The organism is Rhodococcus sp. IEGM 1354 (assembly GCF_030056855.1).
GTDB lineage: Bacteria > Actinomycetota > Actinomycetes > Mycobacteriales > Mycobacteriaceae > Rhodococcoides.
The window spans coordinates 138727-156870 of the sequence record NZ_JASHKT010000007.1; the positions used below are offsets into that span (position 1 = coordinate 138727).

Annotated in this window: 15 protein-coding genes; 4 read left to right on the forward strand and 11 right to left on the reverse strand. The window is 65.6% G+C overall.

What is annotated here, in order from left to right; all coding sequences use genetic code 11:
• Window positions 1–41: 41 nt before the first annotated feature.
• Together QM588_RS17030 and eccCa are read right to left on the reverse strand one after the other, a co-directional pair.
• On the reverse strand, window positions 42–1505 hold the full coding sequence (locus QM588_RS17030; RefSeq protein ID WP_283315057.1) for a type VII secretion-associated protein: 1464 nt from the start codon (window positions 1503–1505) through the stop codon (window positions 42–44).
• A complete protein-coding gene (gene eccCa, locus QM588_RS17035; protein WP_283315059.1) occupies window positions 1502–5488 on the reverse strand; it encodes a type VII secretion protein EccCa in 3987 nt (1328 codons plus the stop codon). Before eccCa ends, QM588_RS17030 begins: the two co-directional genes overlap by 4 nt.
• 211 nt (window positions 5489–5699) lie before the next feature.
• On the opposite strand from eccCa, the gene QM588_RS17040 reads away from it, so the two are divergent.
• From QM588_RS17040 to mycP, 3 genes are all read left to right on the forward strand, one after another.
• Window positions 5700–6689: an LLM class flavin-dependent oxidoreductase gene (locus QM588_RS17040; RefSeq protein WP_283315061.1), complete on the forward strand. Its 990-nt coding sequence runs from the start codon at window positions 5700–5702 to the stop codon at window positions 6687–6689.
• 127 nt (window positions 6690–6816) lie between these two features.
• Complete coding sequence (gene eccD / locus QM588_RS17045) at window positions 6817–8373, forward strand: type VII secretion integral membrane protein EccD (RefSeq protein WP_283315064.1); 1557 nt, start codon at window positions 6817–6819, stop codon at window positions 8371–8373.
• Window positions 8334–9752: a type VII secretion-associated serine protease mycosin gene (gene mycP, locus QM588_RS17050; protein WP_442972940.1), complete on the forward strand. Its 1419-nt coding sequence runs from the start codon at window positions 8334–8336 to the stop codon at window positions 9750–9752. Before eccD ends, mycP begins: the two co-directional genes overlap by 40 nt.
• A 22-nt stretch (window positions 9753–9774) precedes the next feature.
• Here mycP and eccB read toward each other — a convergent pair whose 3' ends face one another.
• On the reverse strand, window positions 9775–11229 hold the full coding sequence (gene eccB / locus QM588_RS17055) for a type VII secretion protein EccB (RefSeq protein WP_283315067.1): 1455 nt from the start codon (window positions 11227–11229) through the stop codon (window positions 9775–9777).
• Window positions 11230–11360: 131 nt separating this feature from the next.
• Between eccB and eccE the strand changes: the two genes are divergently transcribed.
• The gene (eccE, locus tag QM588_RS17060; RefSeq protein ID WP_283315069.1) at window positions 11361–13052 is read left to right on the forward strand and encodes a type VII secretion protein EccE; all 1692 of its coding nucleotides are present in this window, start codon (window positions 11361–11363) and stop codon (window positions 13050–13052) included.
• A 5-nt stretch (window positions 13053–13057) separates the two neighbouring features.
• Here eccE and QM588_RS17065 read toward each other — a convergent pair whose 3' ends face one another.
• The 8 genes from QM588_RS17065 to rpmJ all read right to left on the reverse strand — a co-directional run bounded on the left by QM588_RS17065 (window position 13058) and on the right by rpmJ (window position 18056).
• Window positions 13058–13651 carry an NADPH-dependent FMN reductase gene (locus QM588_RS17065; RefSeq protein WP_283315070.1) on the reverse strand — a complete coding sequence of 198 codons (594 nt, stop codon included), beginning with the start codon at window positions 13649–13651 and terminating at the stop codon, window positions 13058–13060.
• A complete protein-coding gene (gene truA / locus QM588_RS17070) occupies window positions 13648–14544 on the reverse strand; it encodes a tRNA pseudouridine(38-40) synthase TruA (protein ID WP_283315071.1) in 897 nt (298 codons plus the stop codon). Before truA ends, QM588_RS17065 begins: the two co-directional genes overlap by 4 nt.
• Window positions 14545–14549: 5 nt before the next feature.
• Window positions 14550–15125 (reverse strand): 50S ribosomal protein L17, encoded by a 576-nt coding sequence (gene rplQ, locus QM588_RS17075; RefSeq protein ID WP_283315072.1) that lies wholly within the window; start codon window positions 15123–15125, stop codon window positions 14550–14552.
• Window positions 15126–15159: 34 nt separating this feature from the next.
• Entirely contained in the window at window positions 15160–16224 is a 1065-nt protein-coding gene (locus QM588_RS17080) for a DNA-directed RNA polymerase subunit alpha (RefSeq protein WP_027496332.1), read from the reverse strand.
• Between the two features lie 99 nt (window positions 16225–16323).
• Window positions 16324–16929: a 30S ribosomal protein S4 gene (gene rpsD / locus QM588_RS17085; protein ID WP_008718223.1), complete on the reverse strand. Its 606-nt coding sequence runs from the start codon at window positions 16927–16929 to the stop codon at window positions 16324–16326.
• Window positions 16930–16950: 21 nt separating this feature from the next.
• A complete protein-coding gene (gene rpsK, locus QM588_RS17090) occupies window positions 16951–17364 on the reverse strand; it encodes a 30S ribosomal protein S11 (RefSeq protein WP_027496331.1) in 414 nt (137 codons plus the stop codon).
• The gene (gene rpsM, locus QM588_RS17095) at window positions 17364–17738 is read right to left on the reverse strand and encodes a 30S ribosomal protein S13 (protein WP_027496330.1); all 375 of its coding nucleotides are present in this window, start codon (window positions 17736–17738) and stop codon (window positions 17364–17366) included. Before rpsM ends, rpsK begins: the two co-directional genes overlap by 1 nt.
• A gap of 204 nt (window positions 17739–17942) precedes the next feature.
• Complete coding sequence (gene rpmJ, locus QM588_RS17100) at window positions 17943–18056, reverse strand: 50S ribosomal protein L36 (RefSeq protein ID WP_025347279.1); 114 nt, start codon at window positions 18054–18056, stop codon at window positions 17943–17945.
• Window positions 18057–18144 lie beyond the last annotated feature (88 nt).

The window sequence follows — 18144 nt, forward strand, 5'->3', positions numbered from 1 at the left end:
CGTTTCGGTTCCGGCATACGGCGAAAATCTGCGCGCGGTCCTCAACGCATCGGCACGATCTCCAGAGTCTGGGTGGCCTGATCACATTCGGTGTCGATCGCGGACGAGTCCGCTCCCTCGAACTGACAGCCGATGCTCACCTGCACGTCCGATTCGACGAGCACACGCCACAGCACAGTGGACGCATCGGCCGGCCGCTCGACGTACGAGATCCCCACCCGACCCCCGAAATCACGGGCAGCTTCCAGAGATCCGATCGTGGAGTCGGGTCCACGCGCGTCGACTGCCGCACCGAGCTCGGACGCAACCTGTTCGAGCGTCGAGCCGGGCACCAGTTCCTTCACCGTGACGACGATGCGACGCTCGGGTGCTGTCGGCGGAATCAACACCATCCGGGCCGAGTCCTCCATCCTGGTCCAGGTCGCCGGTAGTCGCAGCGACGCCCGGCCCGAGACGAACGTCGCCGATACCGCTGTCGCCGAGCTCGATTCGGTCGTGGGGGTGGCTTCGGTTGCGGAGGTGGCCTCGGTCGCCGACACGGTCTGGGTGGCAGGCACTGCGAACGGCGGCGAGGTCGCGACGGCCGCCTCTCCCGGAGACCGAAGGACCGACGTCAGTGCCACGACACCACCGGCCACGATGATCGATGCGGCGACCGCACCGAGCGCTCGAACCGACAATCCGTTTCTCCGGGGAGGCGGCACCGCGACGGTCACCTCGTCGAGCCATGCCGCCGAACGCCCAGCCGCGGCTCGCCCTGGCGGGGCAGTCTCCACTTCCGCTCCCGCGCGTCGATACAGAGACCTGGCCACGTCGAGACCTGTCAGCCATCGTGCCGGATCATCCGCAGCGGGGCGCGAGCTCGAACCCGACTCCGTCACGATGAAAATGTCCTCGGGACATCGCGACACCGACGACCGAAGGTAGTCATCGGCTCGTCGTCGCCAGCTGTCGTCTCGTACTCCGACAGCAAGAACTGCACCGATGTCGCCGCCGTGAGTTCCCGACTCGTCCACCAGGACGACCGTCGTGTCGAGGGTGCCCACTTCGATCACCACCGCAGCGGCCGGTGCGCGTTCTCCTGCCGACGCGACCGCGGCGATCGCCGTCTCCACGACGACGACCTCGCTCGCCGACGTGGCGAACACGGTGCGGAGGAGCTCCCGACGCTCGTCGCCCCACGTCGAGGGATACGCGATCTCGAGCAGATCGAGTCGGTCACGTATCCCGGCTCCCTGCAGCGCGGACCACACGATCCCGTGCAAGACTTCGCCGCGATCCCATACAGCGCCGCCCACGAGGATCGATCGATCGTCCAGACAGAGCAGCGGAGGGACCTCGGTGTCCACACCCGCCCGCCCGAAGACGAGACGACCACCCTCCGATACCGCGTATGCGGATCCGACGTGTTCGCGTGGACCCTGCAGCGGCGCGCCGGACGCGATGACAGAAATCTCCGAATGACTCAGATGCACGGCCGCGTAACGCCACTGCGGCCTCGTCAACTCGAGTGTCCGAGCTGCACGAGCGCATGGCCGGACCGATCGACGAACACTCCACGTCCGGGCGGCATCGGGCTCGGGCGCACGGTGCCGATCAAACTCCCCTCGTCTCGGCTCCCACTCATGACCAATCCTGGAGTCACCAGGTCGCGCAGCCGCCCGATCACCGGGTCGAACAGTGCCCGCCCCGACCCTCCCGAGCGACGCGCCACGATGAGGTGCAGCCCGATGTCCCGGGCGTGCGGCAGATGCTCGACCAAGGGCGACAACGGGTTTCCGGACGCAGTGGCCACCAGGTCGTAATCGTCGACGACGACGAACACCTCGGGCCCGTCCCACCACGACCGCTCTCGAAGCTGCTGCTGGGTCACGTCCGATCCCGGCATGCGCCTGCTCATTCTGCCGGCCAGATCGACGATCATCGCCGTCAACGTCGCCTGCGCGGCTGCGTAGCCGGCGAGATGCTCGGAATCGACTGTGCCCAGCAGAGTTCGACGATAATCCGCCACGATCAGTTTCACTCGATCCGGTGGGTTCGCATCGACCAACGATCGACAGATCCCCCGCAGCAGGGACGTCTTCCCGCATTCGCTGTCGCCGAATACGACGAAATGTGGATTCTCCGCGAAGTCGACCGTCACCGGAGCCAGCTCGGCCTCGTCGATGCCGATCGGAATTCTCAGTTCCGCAACGGTGCCGCGGTCGCGAGGCCAGGTGCCACCGAGTCGATCGAGCACTTCCGACCGTTCGATCATCTCCGGCAACATGCGGACCGGTGGGGCAGGCGGCCCTGCGGACGCTGCGGCAATCGCGGTGACGGACTCTGCGACAGCTCGGGACAGGTCGGCCACCGATCGACTGTCGTCGACCCGAGGCAGTGCGATCTGCAGGTGCAGACCGTCTTTGGTCATGCCCCGACCCGGCCGGCCCTGCGGCACACTGGCGGCTTTCGTTCGGCCGATGTCCGAGTCCGACGGATCTCCCAGTCGAAGCTCGAGTCGGGTCCCGATCAGATCCTTCGTCGCGGGCCTCACTTCCGCCCAGCGGGAGGCCGTCAGAACGAGGTGCAGACCGAATGCCAGTCCCTGGGTCGTCAGCGTCGCGATCTGTTGTTCGAGACTCTCGAAATCGGATCTGATGGACTGCCACCCGTCGATCACCAGGAAGACGTCGCCGAACCGGTCGTTCGGATCGACCGGTTGCATCGCCCGCAGCCGCCGGAACTCGACCATGGAATCGATGCCGCGATCTCGAAAAGTCTTCTCGCGCTGACGAACGACAGCCGCGACCTCGGCCACGGTCCGGCGTACTCGGTCGACGTCCAATCTGTTGGCCACCGACCCGACGTGCGGTAGTTCGGCCAACCCGGCCAGCGTTCCACCCCCGAAGTCCAAGCAGTAGAACTGAACCTGAGCGGGTGTGTGCGTCATCGCCAGAGCCATGATCAGCGACCGAAGGGCCGTCGATTTACCCGACTGCGGCGCCCCCACGATCGCCACGTGCCCGGCTGCACCGGACAAGTCGACGGTCAGTAGATCCCGCCGCTGATCGAACGGTCTGTCGATGATGCCGATCGGCGCACGAAGGGCGCTCAGCGGATCGACCCCGCCGCTCAGTACCGACCGAGGCAGTAAGTGGGTCAGTGTCGGGGCCTTGTCCAACGGCGGTAGCCATACCTCGTGGGCCGGCATACCGCGGCCGGCGATTCGGCCGACGACGACGTCGAGAACGGTCGCCCCCGTTTCCTCGGTCTCGACCGGATTCGGTTCGGCCACCGGCTCGACACGGAGGTCGTTCTCGATGGGATCGAACAGGACCGGATATGCGGTGAACGGCCTCGGACGGATATCGACGCCCTGCGCGGCGGGTGTCCCCGCAGTCGAACGTGGTGGAACGTACGGTCCGGACACGTAGGCCGCAGCGAAGCGGACGATCTCGGCCGAGTCGCACTTGAGATAGCCGGCACCGGGCTGAGCAGGCAGGTGGTACGCGTCGGGGACACCGAGAACCGAACGTGATTCGTTGGCCGAGAACGTTTTCAGGCCGATTCGATAGGACAGATGACTGTCGAGTCCGCGCAGCTTGCCTTCTTCCAGACGCTGACTGGCCAGCAAGAGGTGCATGTGCAACGAACGTCCGAGTCGCCCGATGGCCACGAACAATTCCGCGAATTCCGGTTGCTGACTGAGCAATTCCGAGAACTCGTCGACCACCACGAACAGAGCAGGCAACGGTGCCAGAGCAGCTCCCGCTGCGCGCGCCTTCTCGTAATCGGACACATTGGCGAAGTTGCCGGCCGAGCGCAGCAACTCCTGCCGACGGTTCATCTCGCCGGCGAGGGCATCACGCATCCGATCGACCAGAGCCAGGTCCTCGGACAGGTTGGTGATCACCGCCGCAACGTGCGGCGCGGCCTCGAGTCCGGCGAAGGTCGCCCCGCCCTTGAAGTCGACGAGTACCAGGTTCAACTGCTGCGGCGCGTGCGTGGACACCAACCCGAGAACGAGGGTACGCAGAAACTCCGACTTACCCGAACCCGTTGCGCCGATGCATAATCCGTGTGGACCCATGCCGTTCTCGGCAGACTCCTTCAGATCGATCTCGACCGCGCTGCCGTCGGGTGCGACGCCGATGGGTACCCGCAACCGGTCGCGACCGCGACGCACGGTCCACGCTCGATCCGTATCGAGCGCACCGATGTCGGCGATTCCAACGAGGCTGTTCCATCCCGACACTGCGGCCCCGTCGTCGGTGACGGTATCGACAGCGGAGGGCGACGACGGCGCGCGATACGGAGAAAGGCGTCGAGCAACGGCGTGCGCTTCGGTGCTACTCATCGCGTCCGCCACAGCGAAAACCTCGACTGCCGTGCCGCTGACCGCACCGATCGAGCCGTTCTCGACCACCAGCTGGAGTCCGCGAGTTGCCGCCAGTCGCGTGCACAACCCGGACAGGTCGATGATGGTGACGGAATCGAGACCGGTGTCGGTGAGGTCGGTCGAACGGTTGGCAACCAGTCCGCCGTCCACCACGATCACCAACTGCGTGACCCCACTGGTCGCCGCTCCACGTGCGAAGCGATTGCGCATCGACAGGACGTCCCCCAGCGCGCTCTCGAGCTCGAGGACGCTGCCGAAGATCATCCGCGCAGAACCGGCACCGTCTCGCAACACGTCGTGTTGTGTGTGCGGCAGCCACTTGGTCCATTCCCACTGCTCCACGGTGTCGGGGCCGCAGACGACGGCCACCGCGAGGTGATCCGGTCCGTGAAAAGTACAGAGATACGCGACCATCGAGCGCACCATCGCACGAGCGGCGTCGCGGTCCCCAGCTACCGACAGAGCAGCGAAGCCCCTGAGCGACACGGCAATCGGCAACTCGGCCACCACCGAGTGCGCTCGCACGAATCGGCGCAGCGACACCGCGGACACCGGTTCGAGCTCTTCCACAGGTCCGGTCTCGGGAGGCACCAATCGGGTCGCCAGACGCTGATCGCCGAGCCCGACCCGCACGTGCGCGAAGTCGGCGTCCTGGGGCCGTCGTTCCCACATGCGCTGCGTTCCGGCCGTCGACCACAGAGTGGTCGGATCCGGGTGGCTCCACTCGAGTGCCTTGCGCTGATCTCGCTCGGTGTCGGCGACGTCGCGTCGAAGCTGGTCGAGATAGCGCAGATAGTCCTTGCGGTCCTCGTTCGCCTCGGCGGTGCGTGCTCCCCCGGATTTGCCCCCGCCGGCCAACATCCCCACCATCGACATCAGCATCATGGCCGGGAACATCAACATCATCGGGTTCGCTGCTGCACCGGAAGTGAACATGAGCGCGACCATTCCGACCATTGCGGCAACCATCACCAGCGGCATCAGCTTCATCAGGAGATTGCCGGGTACCGCGCGCGGTACCGGAGGTGGCGGTTGAAGTACGACCTCGCCGCCCGGTGACCGAGGTACTTCCCGGCGCGCGCTGCGAACGAAGCGCACGGTACTCATCGATCAGCCCCCACGGCCGCGCCCCCACAACTGCATCAGCGGCGACCTCCCCCCGAGGCCGCGTGGACGACAGGCTAACGCATGCGCAACCGGAGGGTCCACAGTTGCGTCCAAGCATCGGGATACGAGAAATAGAACGGCACCGAATTCGGTTGAACGGAGAATGCGGCCCCATGGCCGCACATGTTCGACGAACGAAAGGTCGGCTTCCGTGTCCGTACCCCTGTCCATCCTCGATCTCGCACACGTGGGCGAGGGCGAAACAATCCGAGACAGTTTCGACGCCAGCGTGACGCTTGCCCAGCATGCCGAGAACTGGGGTTACCAGCGCATCTGGTACGCCGAACATCACAACATGAAGACGATCGCATCGTCGGCGACGTCGGTGTTGATCGGGCACGTGGCCGCACACACGAAGCGAATTCGACTCGGCTCCGGCGGGATCATGCTTCCCAACCACGCGCCGCTCACCATCGCCGAGCAATTCGGCACGTTGGCCACGTTGTTCCCGGACAGGATCGATCTCGGACTGGGCCGCGCCCCCGGCAGCGACCAGGTGACCATGCGCGCCATGCGCCGCGACCCGGCATCCTCGGACCGATTCCCCCAGGACGTCCAGGAGCTGCAGGGGTACCTGTCTCACCAGTCCCTCGTCCCCGGGGTCAGTGCCACGCCGGGTGCCGGCACCGAGGTGCCGCTGTACATCCTCGGATCGTCTCTCTTCGGCGCACAGCTCGCGGCAGCCCTCGGCCTGCCTTACGCATTCGCGTCGCATTTCGCACCCGACGCACTCGAGCGGGCCGTGGAAATCTATCGCCGCGACTTCCGCCCGTCGGCGCAGCTGTCGGAACCTCACCTCATCGTGGGCGTCAACGTGATCGCCGCGGACACCGTAGCCGAGGCTCAGGCCCAGTTCCTCCGCACCAAGAGAAGCCGCGTGAGCCTGCTGCTCGGACGGGGTCGCACCTTCACCGACGAAGAAGCCGACATGGTGCTGGAAGCACCCGCTGGGCAACAGATCTCGAAGATGACGAAGTACTCGGCCGTCGGCACACCCGACATGGTCAGGGAGTACCTCGACCGATTCGCCGAACGCACAGGAGCAGATGAGTTGATCGTCGCCTCGGGTGTGTCCGATCGTCGATCCTGGCTCAGGTCGTTCGAGCTGCTGGCCCAGGTGAGCGAGCTGGTTCCTGCCTGACTGCTGGGAGCAAGTCTCGCCGGGGGCGACGAACGGCCGAGTGTCGGCGTGATGTCGTAGGGTGTGGACGCATGATGCCCGGGGGCGGGCATCGATACGCGCTCTGCACGCATCCGGGGGGATATCCATGACACGCGCCGACAGCCGTCCCGCAACAACGAATACACCATCCGACGCAGCCGAACCGACCGTCGCATCGGACCCGGCCCGTCGTGCGCAGGGGCTGCGTGCGGTCGTCGCCCAGGACGTGTGCCGGGTGACGGTGCTGGCGAGGTCGACTCAGGTGGATATGGCTCTGCCCGTGGACGTTCCGGTGTCGCTGTTGATTCCGGGGATTGTCGACATGATCGCGTCACGAGCGGAGCCTGCGGAGGAACCGGGTCGAGTCCGAAGCCGGACCGCGGACTCCGAGGCCGACGGGTTGCCGGGGGCCTGGACGCTGTCCCGTATCGGACGTCCGCCGCTACCGTCGACGTCCACACTGTCGGAACTGGGCGTACGTGACGGCGACCTGCTCGTGTTGGGTGTCGCCGAGCGTCCGGCACCGACTCCGTTGTTCGACGATCTGATGGACGCCGTGGCCCGGGCCGGCGACGACGACGTGGCTCAGTGGACCGCGCGTACTGCGCGCACGGTCGGTTCGATCATCACCGGCTCGATGGTGCTGCTCGCCTGCGGAATCGTTCTGAGTGGCCCGGTGCGAGCCGGTGCCGAGAACACAAGCAGCCCGGTCGAGGCAGTCGCCGCGGTCGCGGCCGCGGTCCTGTTCGCCGTTGCGGGGATGATCCTCGGCCGACTGTACGAGCAGGTGGCCGTCGCGGTGCTCTTCGGGGGATGTGCCTCGGCGCTGATGTTCACCGGTGGAAGTCTGTTCGTACCCGGCCAGTTCGGTGCAGCTCACGTGATGTTGGGTTCGGCCATGGTCGGCTCGATCGCCCTGTTGTCCCTGCGAATCGGCGGTGCCGGGCTCGCCGTGTTCACCGCGTCGATCGTGCTGGCAGTGTCGGCGTTCGCCGCGGCGGCCTGCGCGTTGTTCACCGTGATGACGCCGGCGGCCATCGGTACCGTCGCAGCACTGGTAGGTCTCACCGGTATCGCCGTGTCGGCCCGCCTGTCGATGATGCAGGCGCGGCTTCCGTTACCTCCCGTTCCCACCGCTGGTGCGCCACTGGACACCGCCCAGGAGGCAGAACTCGATTCGATGTCGTTCGCAGATCTGCAGGTGGCAGCCACGCGCGCACGGAGCTACCTGACGGGATTGCTCGCGGCGTTCACGGTCGTGGTAGTGATGGGGGTACTTGTTGCGGCGGCGAGTGACACCGCGACCGGTTCCGGGTGGCCCGGCATCGTCCTCGCCGCACTGTGTGCGTTGGTGCTGCTTCTGCGCGGACGTACGTATGCCGTTGTCACACATGCCGTCTCACTCGTCGGAGGTGGTGCGGTCATCCTGTTCTCGCTCTCGGTCGGGGCAGTGATCACATTGCCGGACCGTGCACTCGAGTTGTTCGGCGCGGCGTTGGCCGCCGCCGTCGTCGCATCCGTGTTCGGAGCCCTGGTTCCGACCCGCAACTATTCGCCGGTGATGCGGCGTTCGGCCGAACTGGTGGAATACGCCGCGATCGCCCTCGTCATTCCGATCGCAGTATGGGTGTGCGGTCTGTACAGCGTCGTCCGCGGACTGTGACCACGCGCCGGCGTCGAGCGCTCGCCGTTTCCGCGCTCACCATCCTGACCTTGACCTACGAAGCACTGATCGGACCGTCCTTCGCGCACGCCGAACGCCCGCTGATCGATCCGGTGCAACTGCCACCGCCCAGCCCTCCCGGTCCCTTGGAACCGACCGAGCAGAAGAACGCGTGCGCCGTCCCCTCCGAAACGATCGACGCCCAGGAAATACCGACGGCGCAGCAGGCACTCGACTTCGCGTCCGTGTGGCCTATCACGCGCGGAGCCGGTCAACTGATTGCCGTCATCGATACGGGCGTCACGCCTCACCCACGTCTTCCGGGTCTGATTCCGGGGGGCGACTACGTCGGCACCGGCGACGGATTGCTCGACTGTGACGCGCACGGCACGATGGTGGCCGGTCTCATCGCCGCACAGACGGCCTCGGGCAGCGGTTTCGCCGGCGGCGCTCCGGACGCCCGTATCCTGTCGATCCGCCAGTCCAGCAACGTGTTTCAAGTCGTGGACGACAGGACCGACCCGGAGAAGACGACCGAACCCGAGAACGCTGCCGGGTACGGCAACGTTCGGACGATGGCCATGGCAATCCGGGCGGCGGCCGACGCAGACGCATCGGTCATCAACATCTCCGAAGTGGCGTGCGTCCCAGCCGGCGCGGGCGTCGCCGACGGGCCACTCGGTGCAGCAGTGCAGTACGCCGTTCGTGAGAGCGACGCCGTCGTCGTGGCTGCGGCAGGCAACTTCGGTAGCGAAGCGTGCAGGACACAGAACCCCATGCCCGACCCGGTCCGGCCCGAGGCAGACCCGTGGGAAGGGTTTGCGACCATCGCGACACCTGCCTGGTTCGACGACGTGTTGACCGTCGGTTCGGTCGAGTTGGACGGTTCGCCCTCGTCGTTCAGCCTGGCCGGACCATGGGTGGACGTGGCTGCTCCGGGCTCCAACATGACGTCGCTGTCACCGGCGGGCAACGGTCTGGCCAACGGCATTCGGGGCACCGACGGCGTAGTTCCCATGAGCGGAACCAGTTTCGCCGCACCGCTCGTCGCTGCGACAGCCGCACTGGTGCGGGCGTACAGGCCCGATCTGTCCGCTCTCGAAGTGATCGACCGCATCGAGCGAACAGCTCATGCTCCGGCCGACGGATGGAATCCGGTGGTCGGCCACGGCGTCGTCGATCCACTCGCTGCGGTGACCGACGTCGTGACACCGACGCAGCGAACCGTCCCCGCAGACGCAGTCGCAATCGGTGCGCCGCTCCCACCGCTCGCCGTCGATCATCGGCCACGCGATGCGGCGGTGGCGGGGTCGGTGGTGGTCGCGGTCATTCTGGGCCTCGGAATGGCAGTCTCCATTCCCCTGCGTCGGCGACTGTGATCGGCTAGCCCACTCACTGGGACTATTTGGACGGAACCGCGGCTGCCTGCGGGTCCGCCGCGACCCCGTCGTGCATGGTCAGCGCCTGACCGCGCCCCAGGGTCGGTCCGCTGCCCAGCAACTGCAGAATTTGCCACGGTGCAGGTGCCGGGAGTCCGAAGCCCAATGCCGACGCTGCATCCGCACCCTCGACTCCGTAGCGAACTCCGGTGTCTGCGACGAAGAAGACGCTGTCCTGACGGGTACTGGCAGTCGAGATACCGGTGCTTCGGACGAATCCGCCGCTGCCCGGTGACAGATGGACCTGGTCGACCGCATCACCGCCGCCGTCCGCCTGAGCCAGTTCCACCGGTGATGCGGTGGTATCGAGTGGCAACGCACGTCCGGCAGATTCGACCAGCTGCGCAGTCGGCCCACCGTCGGCGACATCGAGTGGTGACCACGTCAGACACCCGACGGGCCTCTGGCCCGAGTCGACGATGTCGGGAGTCGTCGGCGGGAAGGTCGATACGTCGAGCCCGGACATCGTCTTGGGAGCGTCGGCCAGGACGTCGGGATTCACGGCCGCGATGTCGGGACTGCCCTGCGAGTCGGCGAACTTGACGAGCAGGGCTGCGGTTTCGCTGATGGCCTGGATGCCGTCCTCGAGCACGACGTAGTACTGCACGTCGCGGCCGGCAACCTTGACCACGGAGCCGATGGGCCGGTTGTCGAACGGGTAGGCGGGTATCTCACCCGATCGGGCAATGAACGGGGCCGTGACCGCAGGCGACTGCGGCACCGCGTTGAGCAGACCGGCACTGACCGGCGTCGGCGTCGCATCCTCGAGGCCCAGCGCGCGAACGACTGCTCTGTCCGCCAGATCGACGGGCGACTTCGTTCCGTCGTGGACGAGATACGCCGCATCACCCGAAGCCCACAGAAATGCTTCGGACGGGCCGAGCGCAGCCGCGTTCTCGCCGTAGCGGGGCTCCCCCACGATCACTGTCGTGGACGTGACGCCGGCGATCGGATCGACGGTGTCGCACACGGTCCACGACTCGGCCTCTCCGTCGGGGTCGTTCGGCAACGCCGATGGGGCACCGGGGATTCCGACCAGCGCACCGCGAGGTCGCGACGCCAGTTCCGATTCCTTCACCGTCACAGGGTTGTCGGGCCTTCCCACGATCAACCGCGCCGAAGCCAGGTTCAGCACCGGATGGAACACGCCGTCGACGCTGACGAACATGGCGGCCGACTCCTTACCGACCACGATCGACGCGTCGCCGATCTTGTCCTGAGGCCGAAACAGCGCCAGGGCAGCGCACCCTGCAAGACCCACACATGCGACGACGACACCCACCATGAGCGCGCGCGACTGCGACTTCATCGGGTCGTGCAGCATCCGCGCGTCGCGCCTGATGAGGGCATGTTCCATTCGGCGGACGAGAAAGCGGTACCCGCCCACCTGCCATTTCGTCGTCGGAGTCGACGCCACGATTCCTCCCCAGGATTGTGCCGACCCGATCCCCCATCGGGTCACGCGACACAGTACAGTTCCCCCGCACCCATCGGCGACCGCATCGGCGACGATCGATCGGGCTGCGACCTTCGGGGGGAGGCTGTGTGATGACGCGTTCGAGGAGACGACGACGCACGTCGGTCGTGTCGTTCGCCGTGCCGACTGTTCGAAGGTTCCTCGCGGTCGAAACTGCCGCTGTGACAACGACTCTCGCTCTGTTCGCGGCCGACGTGCCCATGGAGTGGACGCTCACCGCCGCAGCGGCGGTGTCGCTCGTGCCTTTCCTCGCCTTTCGGCGGACGTCGATCGCCGACTGGCTGGTCGTCGCTCTACGCTTCGGATCCGGCCGAGTCCCCGCCGTCGGGGTGACAACAGAACATGTCGATCCGGACGGCCGGCCCGTCGGCGTGCACTGGCAGCGCGACACCGTCACGTGCACCGTGGAGATTCTCGCACCAGAGCACGACACGACGGTGCTGGCGCGAACGCGAGCCGACACACGACACACGCTGCCCATCGAGGCGTTGACGTCGTGCTTCCATCAGCACGACGTCGAGGTTGCCGCAATCGACATCGTCGCGCTCGGCTTTCGAACCGCCGACGGTTCGGTGACCACCGACGTGTACGAGGGTCTCATCGGCCCGTTGCCCGCCGTCGCGCAGCGCACGGTGTGGGTATCCGTCACTCTGGACGTGCGCGGCAACGCCCGGGCGATGGCGGCGAGGGGCACCGGCCGAACGGGGGCGGCCCGAACCGCGGTCGTTGCAGCCCTCCGCGTTGCACGGGCCTTGGAATCTCATGGACTGTCCACACGGCTGTCGACGGCCGCAGAACTACGGGCCGCGGCATTGCACCTGAGCCGAGGTGTCGGCACCGACGACCTGACTCAGGTGTGGTCCTACGCCCCATTGCCCGGCGTCGCGAGTACGGGCTACGGAATCGATTGCAGCACAATCACTGCCGAGGATCTTTCGGCCCTGTGGGCGATACCGTCGCTGGGTACGACCATCTCCGTTCACCTACGCCCCACCGACGAGCCGAGCCGCGTCCGCGTTCGTGCGTCGTGCAGATTCGCTGCGCGAGAGGCAATCCCGAGACCCGATGTTGCTTCATTGACCTCGATGGCCGGACGTCAACGAGACGGCATTCTCGCTCAGTTGCCGCTGGCCGTGGCAGCACATTCGGCAGTGATGCCGGTCGGAACCCTCTCGACCTCCGCAGTGCAAGCCTGGGCGTTCCCGGTGAGTGGTTGCGGCCAACTACTGGGATCGGACGCGAACGGAAACGGTGTGGCGGTGCGGATCTTCGGGGCGAACTTGTCGCGGGTCAGCATTGTGGGCGAGCTCTACCTCGCCCAACAGCTTCTGTTCCGAGCCGTGGCGATCGGAGCGCGAGTTGTAGTCAGAACGGACCGACCGCACGCCTGGGGAGCCCTCCGCGACGCTCTCGGAGAACCCGACCGGTTTCTGGTCGACAGCGACCACACCCGGGTGCGGCCCTCGTACGACGTCGTCGTGGTCGACTTCGCAGACGGCTCCATCTCGCGCGATCACCAGTCTGTTCCCGGCGTCACCGTGATCTCGCTGACCGAGCACGAACCGCCGCACGATCCGGCGGCACCCGAGCCGGCCCGACAGAGATTCTCAGCGACGCTGTCGATCGTTCAGCCGCGTGCGTCGGGTGATCGAATTCGCGTGCGTTCGGGTCCGATAGACATCGAACTCACGCTGGTGACCATTCCGCAGGAAACGGCGTACATCGGTCGCCCGAGAAGTCTTCGACCCGCCGTCCGAGTCTGAAATGGTCAGCCGGGGTACGGAACGCGCGCCCGCGCGCTCGACACTGCGCCGGCCCACCACTCGAGTTGGTCGAGCAATCGCCCCAAGGAGTCGACCGCAGCGGGATCGTCGACGCCACCGGCCTCGTCGAAACGCCGACGCACGCGATGGAGTGACACCGAATCTCGCACCGACACCATGTGCAGCTCTGCGGCGATGAGGCGCAGTTGCTCGGTCGCTCGCACACCACCCGCAAGACCGCCATAGGAAACGAATCCGACTGGCTTGGAACGCCATTCGTACTTCACCGTGTCGAGCGCGGTCTTCAGCGAGCCGGGCACGGCGTGGTTGTATTCGGGAGTTACGAGGACGAACGCGTCGGCCTGGCCCACTATGCGGGTGAAACGTTCGGAGTCCTCGCTCGACGTCAGGCTGTTCGGAAGATCGAAGTCCGCGAGATCGACATCCACCACCCTGAAGGAGTCGCGCGCCGACGCCACGCTCCGCACCCAGGCTGCGACGGTGGGGCCCACCCGCCCCTCCCGAACGCTGCCGGTGACCACCGCAAGACGTATCGGCTGCATCGATTCGGCCCCGGACCCAGCGCGATCGTCGCTCATCCTTCTCCTCCACAACATTCGTCGCCGACGATTGCCGGCCGAGTCTCCCGGGTGGCAGCATTGCGCGCGGCCAACATGTCGGCGGGTGGATAGTCGACCCGCACCAAGGCAAGTCCGTGGGCCGGGGCCACCGCCACCTCGCTCGCACGTACTCGACGACCGAGCAGAGAACGTGCCCACTCGGGGGTTCGTCGTCCTTCACCGACGGCCTGCATCGCCCCGACCAGACTGCGCACCATCGACCAGCAGAATGCATCGGCGCTGACGTACGCGGTCAATCGATCCCCCTCGCGTTCCCAGTCGAACCGCTGCAGTTCCCGCACCGTCGTGGCACCGTCACGCCTCTTGCAGAACGCAGCGAAGTCGTGAAGTCCTATCAGTGCCTGTGATGCCTCGCGAACTGCGTCCAAATCGATGGGCCGAGGCCAGGACACGACCCCCGCGACATCCAATGGATCGACACCGTAGAGCGCTGTGCCGAATCGGTACTCGTAGTGACGGCGATACGCCGAGAACCGAGCGTCGAATTCGGGCGAGACCTCCGTGATCGCACGAACCCGGACGTCGGCGGGAAGGAAGCGCGCCATTCTTCGAATCAGCCGGTCGTGATTGTCCGGCACACCCACGGCGTCGAAATGTGCCACCTGACCGGTCGCGTGCACTCCGGCGTCGGTTCGACCGGCCACCGTCAGCTCGACCGGCTGGCGGAGCACCGTGGAGAAGGCTTCCTCTAGCACGCCACACACGGTTCGGATACCGGGTTGCCGAGCCCAGCCGGAGAAGTTCGTGCCGTCGTACGAGATGTCGAGCCGATATCTGGCGGGAACCGACAAAGCGGGCCCGCCATCTCCTGAGGAAATGGCGGGCCCGCTCCGGTCGTGCTCGAAACTCAAAAGGACTAGTCCTTCTTCGCATCCTCGGCCTCGGGGGCGTCCGACGCGTGAGCGTCGTTGTCCTCGATGCCTTCGATGACTGCGTCGGCGTTGGCCACCTCGGCGTCGGTCGCGTCGGCTTCGACAGCCTCGACGACGTTCTCGTCTGCCGTGTCCTCGGTTGCGGAGGGAGCAGCCTTCGATGCCTTCACGCGACGTGCGCGGTCGGCTTCGTTGGACACCGTCTGCTCGTTGACGAGCTCGATGATGGCCATCGGCGAGTTGTCACCCTTGCGGGGGACGGTCTTGATGATGCGCGTGTAGCCACCGTCGCGATCGGCGAAGAAAGGCCCGATCTCAGCGAAGAGCTTGTGCACGACATCTTTGTTGTTGATCGTCTTGAGAACCTCACGACGATGGGCCAGATCACCCTTTTTGGCGTGGGTGACGAGCTTCTCGGCGTGGGGACGAAGGCGCTTGGCCTTCGACTCGGTGGTGGTGATGCGGCCGTGCTCGAAGAGTGACGTCGCCAGGTTGGCCAGGATGGCCTTCTGGTGTGACGCCGACCCGCCGAGACGGCGGCCCTTGGTGGGCTTGGGCATGATGAATCTCCTAGTAAGAGCTCCAGCGAGCTGATTACAGCTGTTCTGTCTCGGCGTAGTCCTGCTCGGCGCCTTCGGTGTCGCCGAAGGAGCCTGCGTCGGTGTCACTCCACGTGCCCGTGGTGGCGTCGTAGCCAGGCACGGTGCTCGGATCGAACGACGCGGGGCTGTCCTTGAGGGAAAGGCCGAGCGAGTGCAGCTTGACCTTCACCTCGTCGATGGACTTCTGCCCGAAGTTACGGATGTCGAGCAGATCGGACTCGGTACGACCAACCAGCTCACCGACGGTGTGAACACCCTCGCGCTTGAGGCAGTTGTAGGAACGAACCGTCAGGTCCAGATCCTCGATGGGGAGTCCGAAGGATGCGATGTGATCGGCCTCGGCGGGCGAGGGTCCGATCTCGATGCCTTCTGCTTCGACGTTCAGCTCACGGGCGAGGCCGAAGAGCTCAACCAGGGTCTTGCCCGCCGAAGCGAGCGCGTCCCGCGCGGTGATGGAATTCTTGGTCTCCACGTCGAGAACGAGCCGATCGAAGTCGGTGCGCTGTTCGACGCGGGTGGCCTCCACCTTGTAGGTGACCTTGAGCACGGGTGAGTAGATCGAGTCGACCGGAATACGGCCGATCTCGGCACCCGATGCCTTGTTCTGAACGGCGGGGACGTAGCCGCGACCGCGCTCGACGACGAGCTCGATCTCCAACTTGCCCTTGTCGTTCAGGGTCGCGATGTGCAGATCCGGATTGTTCACCGTGACGCCGGCCGGAGGCACGATGTCGCCCGCGGTGACAGCGCCGGGGCCCTGCTTGCGGACGTACATGGTGACCGGTTCGTCCTCTTCGGAGCTCACTACGAGTCCCTTGAGGTTCAGGATGATGTCGGTGACATCTTCCTTGACTCCGGGAACGGTGGTGAATTCGTGGAGGACGCCGTCGATACGGATGCTGGTGACAGCAGCGCCGGGGATCGACGACAGCAGGGTGCGGCGGAGCGAGTTGCCGAGTGTGTAACCGAAGCCGGGCTCGAGCGGCTCGATGACGAATTTCGAGCGGTTGTCGGCGATGACCTCTTCGGTCAGCGTCGGGCGCTGTGAAATGAGCATTCTGTGTTCCTCCTGTACGGGCGTCCGCTATTTGACGCCCACGTGTGGAGGCGAAGACGCATGTGAGCCTCACGGGGAGACTCACATGCGTGCTGCGCCTTACTTCGAGTAGTACTCGACGATGAGCTGCTCCTGGAGCGGCACATCGATCTGTGCGCGCTCCGGCACCCGGTGAACCAGGATGCGAAGACGGTTGGGGACGACCTGCAGCCAGGGAGCCACCGGACGATCGCCGTAGCTCTCACGAGCGATCTGGATCGGCAGGGTCTGCGCGGACTTCTCGCGGACATCGATGATGTCGTACTGCGAGACGCGGTAGCTGGGGATGTCCACTCGCTTGTTGTTCACGAGGAAGTGGCCATGGGTGACCAGCTGGCGTGCCTGACGACGCGTACGTGCGAGACCCGCACGGTAGACGACGTTGTCGAGGCGAGTCTCGAGGATGGTCAGCAGGTTCTCACCGGTCTTGCCGGCGGCCCTGTTGGCTTCCTTGTAGTACAGACGGAACTGCTTCTCCATGACGCCGTAGGTGAAGCGAGCCTTCTGCTTCTCCTGCAGCTGGAGCAGGTACTCGCTCTCCTTGATCCGCGCGCGACCGTGCTGGCCGGGCGGGTAGGGACGACGCTCGAACGCCTGGTCGCCTCCGACGAGGTCGACGCGCAGACGACGCGACTTGCGGGTGATAGGACCGGTATAACGTGCCATTTTCTAAACCTTTCCTTCCCGCTAGACCCGACGCCGCTTGGGCGGACGGCAGCCGTTGTGCGGCTGAGGGGTGACATCGGAGATGGTGCCGACCTCGAGGCCTGCGGCCTGAAGTGAGCGGATCGCGGTCTCACGGCCGGAGCCGGGACCCTTGACGAACACGTCGACCTTCTTGACGCCGTGCTCCTGAGCCTTGCGCGCAGCGTTCTCGGCTGCGAGCTGTGCGGCGAACGGAGTCGACTTGCGCGAGCCCTTGAAGCCCACGTGTCCCGAGGATGCCCACGAGATGACGTTTCCGGCGGGGTCGGTGATCGACACGATCGTGTTGTTGAACGTGCTCTTGATGTGCGCAGATCCGTGCGGGACGTTCTTCTTGTCCCTGCGACGCGTCTTCTGCGCCTTCTTCGGACCGGTACCGCGTGCTTTGGGGGGCATTACTTCGCCTTCTTCTTGCCGGCAATGGTGCGCTTGGGTCCCTTACGGGTACGCGCATTGGTCTTGGTGCGCTGTCCACGGACGGGCAGACCACGACGGTGGCGAAGACCCTGGTAGCAGCCGATTTCGATCTTGCGTCGGATGTCGGCCTGCACCTCGCGGCGCAGATCGCCCTCGACCTTGAGGGACTCGTTGATGTAATCGCTGAGCTTGCGCAGATCGTCGTCGCCGAGATCCTTGCTGCGCAGGTCGGGGCTGACGCCCGTTGCTGCGAGAATTTCCTTGGAGCGGGTACGGCCGACGCCGTAGATGTAAGTCAGTGCGATCTCCATGCGCTTTTCGCGCGGCAGATCCACACCTGCGAGACGTGCCATGTGGCATTTCCTTTTCTTGTCCGGAGGTCTGCTCCCAGTCCGTCCCCTGTGTCCTTCTCACCGCTGGGGTGGGAAGCGTCTTTCAACAAACTCAGTGGGGCCCCGGCCTCCGTGCCGGGGGTCTGCCGCAACGCGTGTGTTGCGGTTGGTGCTGGGAGGTCATCTTCTAGCTGTTGCCAAGCCGACGTGCGTGATGCTCGGTGGTTATCCCTGACGCTGCTTGTGACGCAGGTTGTCGCAGATCACCATGACGCGTCCGTTACGACGAATCACCTTGCACTTCTCGCAGATCTTCTTGACGCTCGGCTGAACCTTCACGTCGTTGATCTCCTGTGTGTAGCTCGGACCCGCTGCGAGCAGCGGACCGAGCATGGTTCTCCCCGACCGGACATGGCCGAGGAAGCTC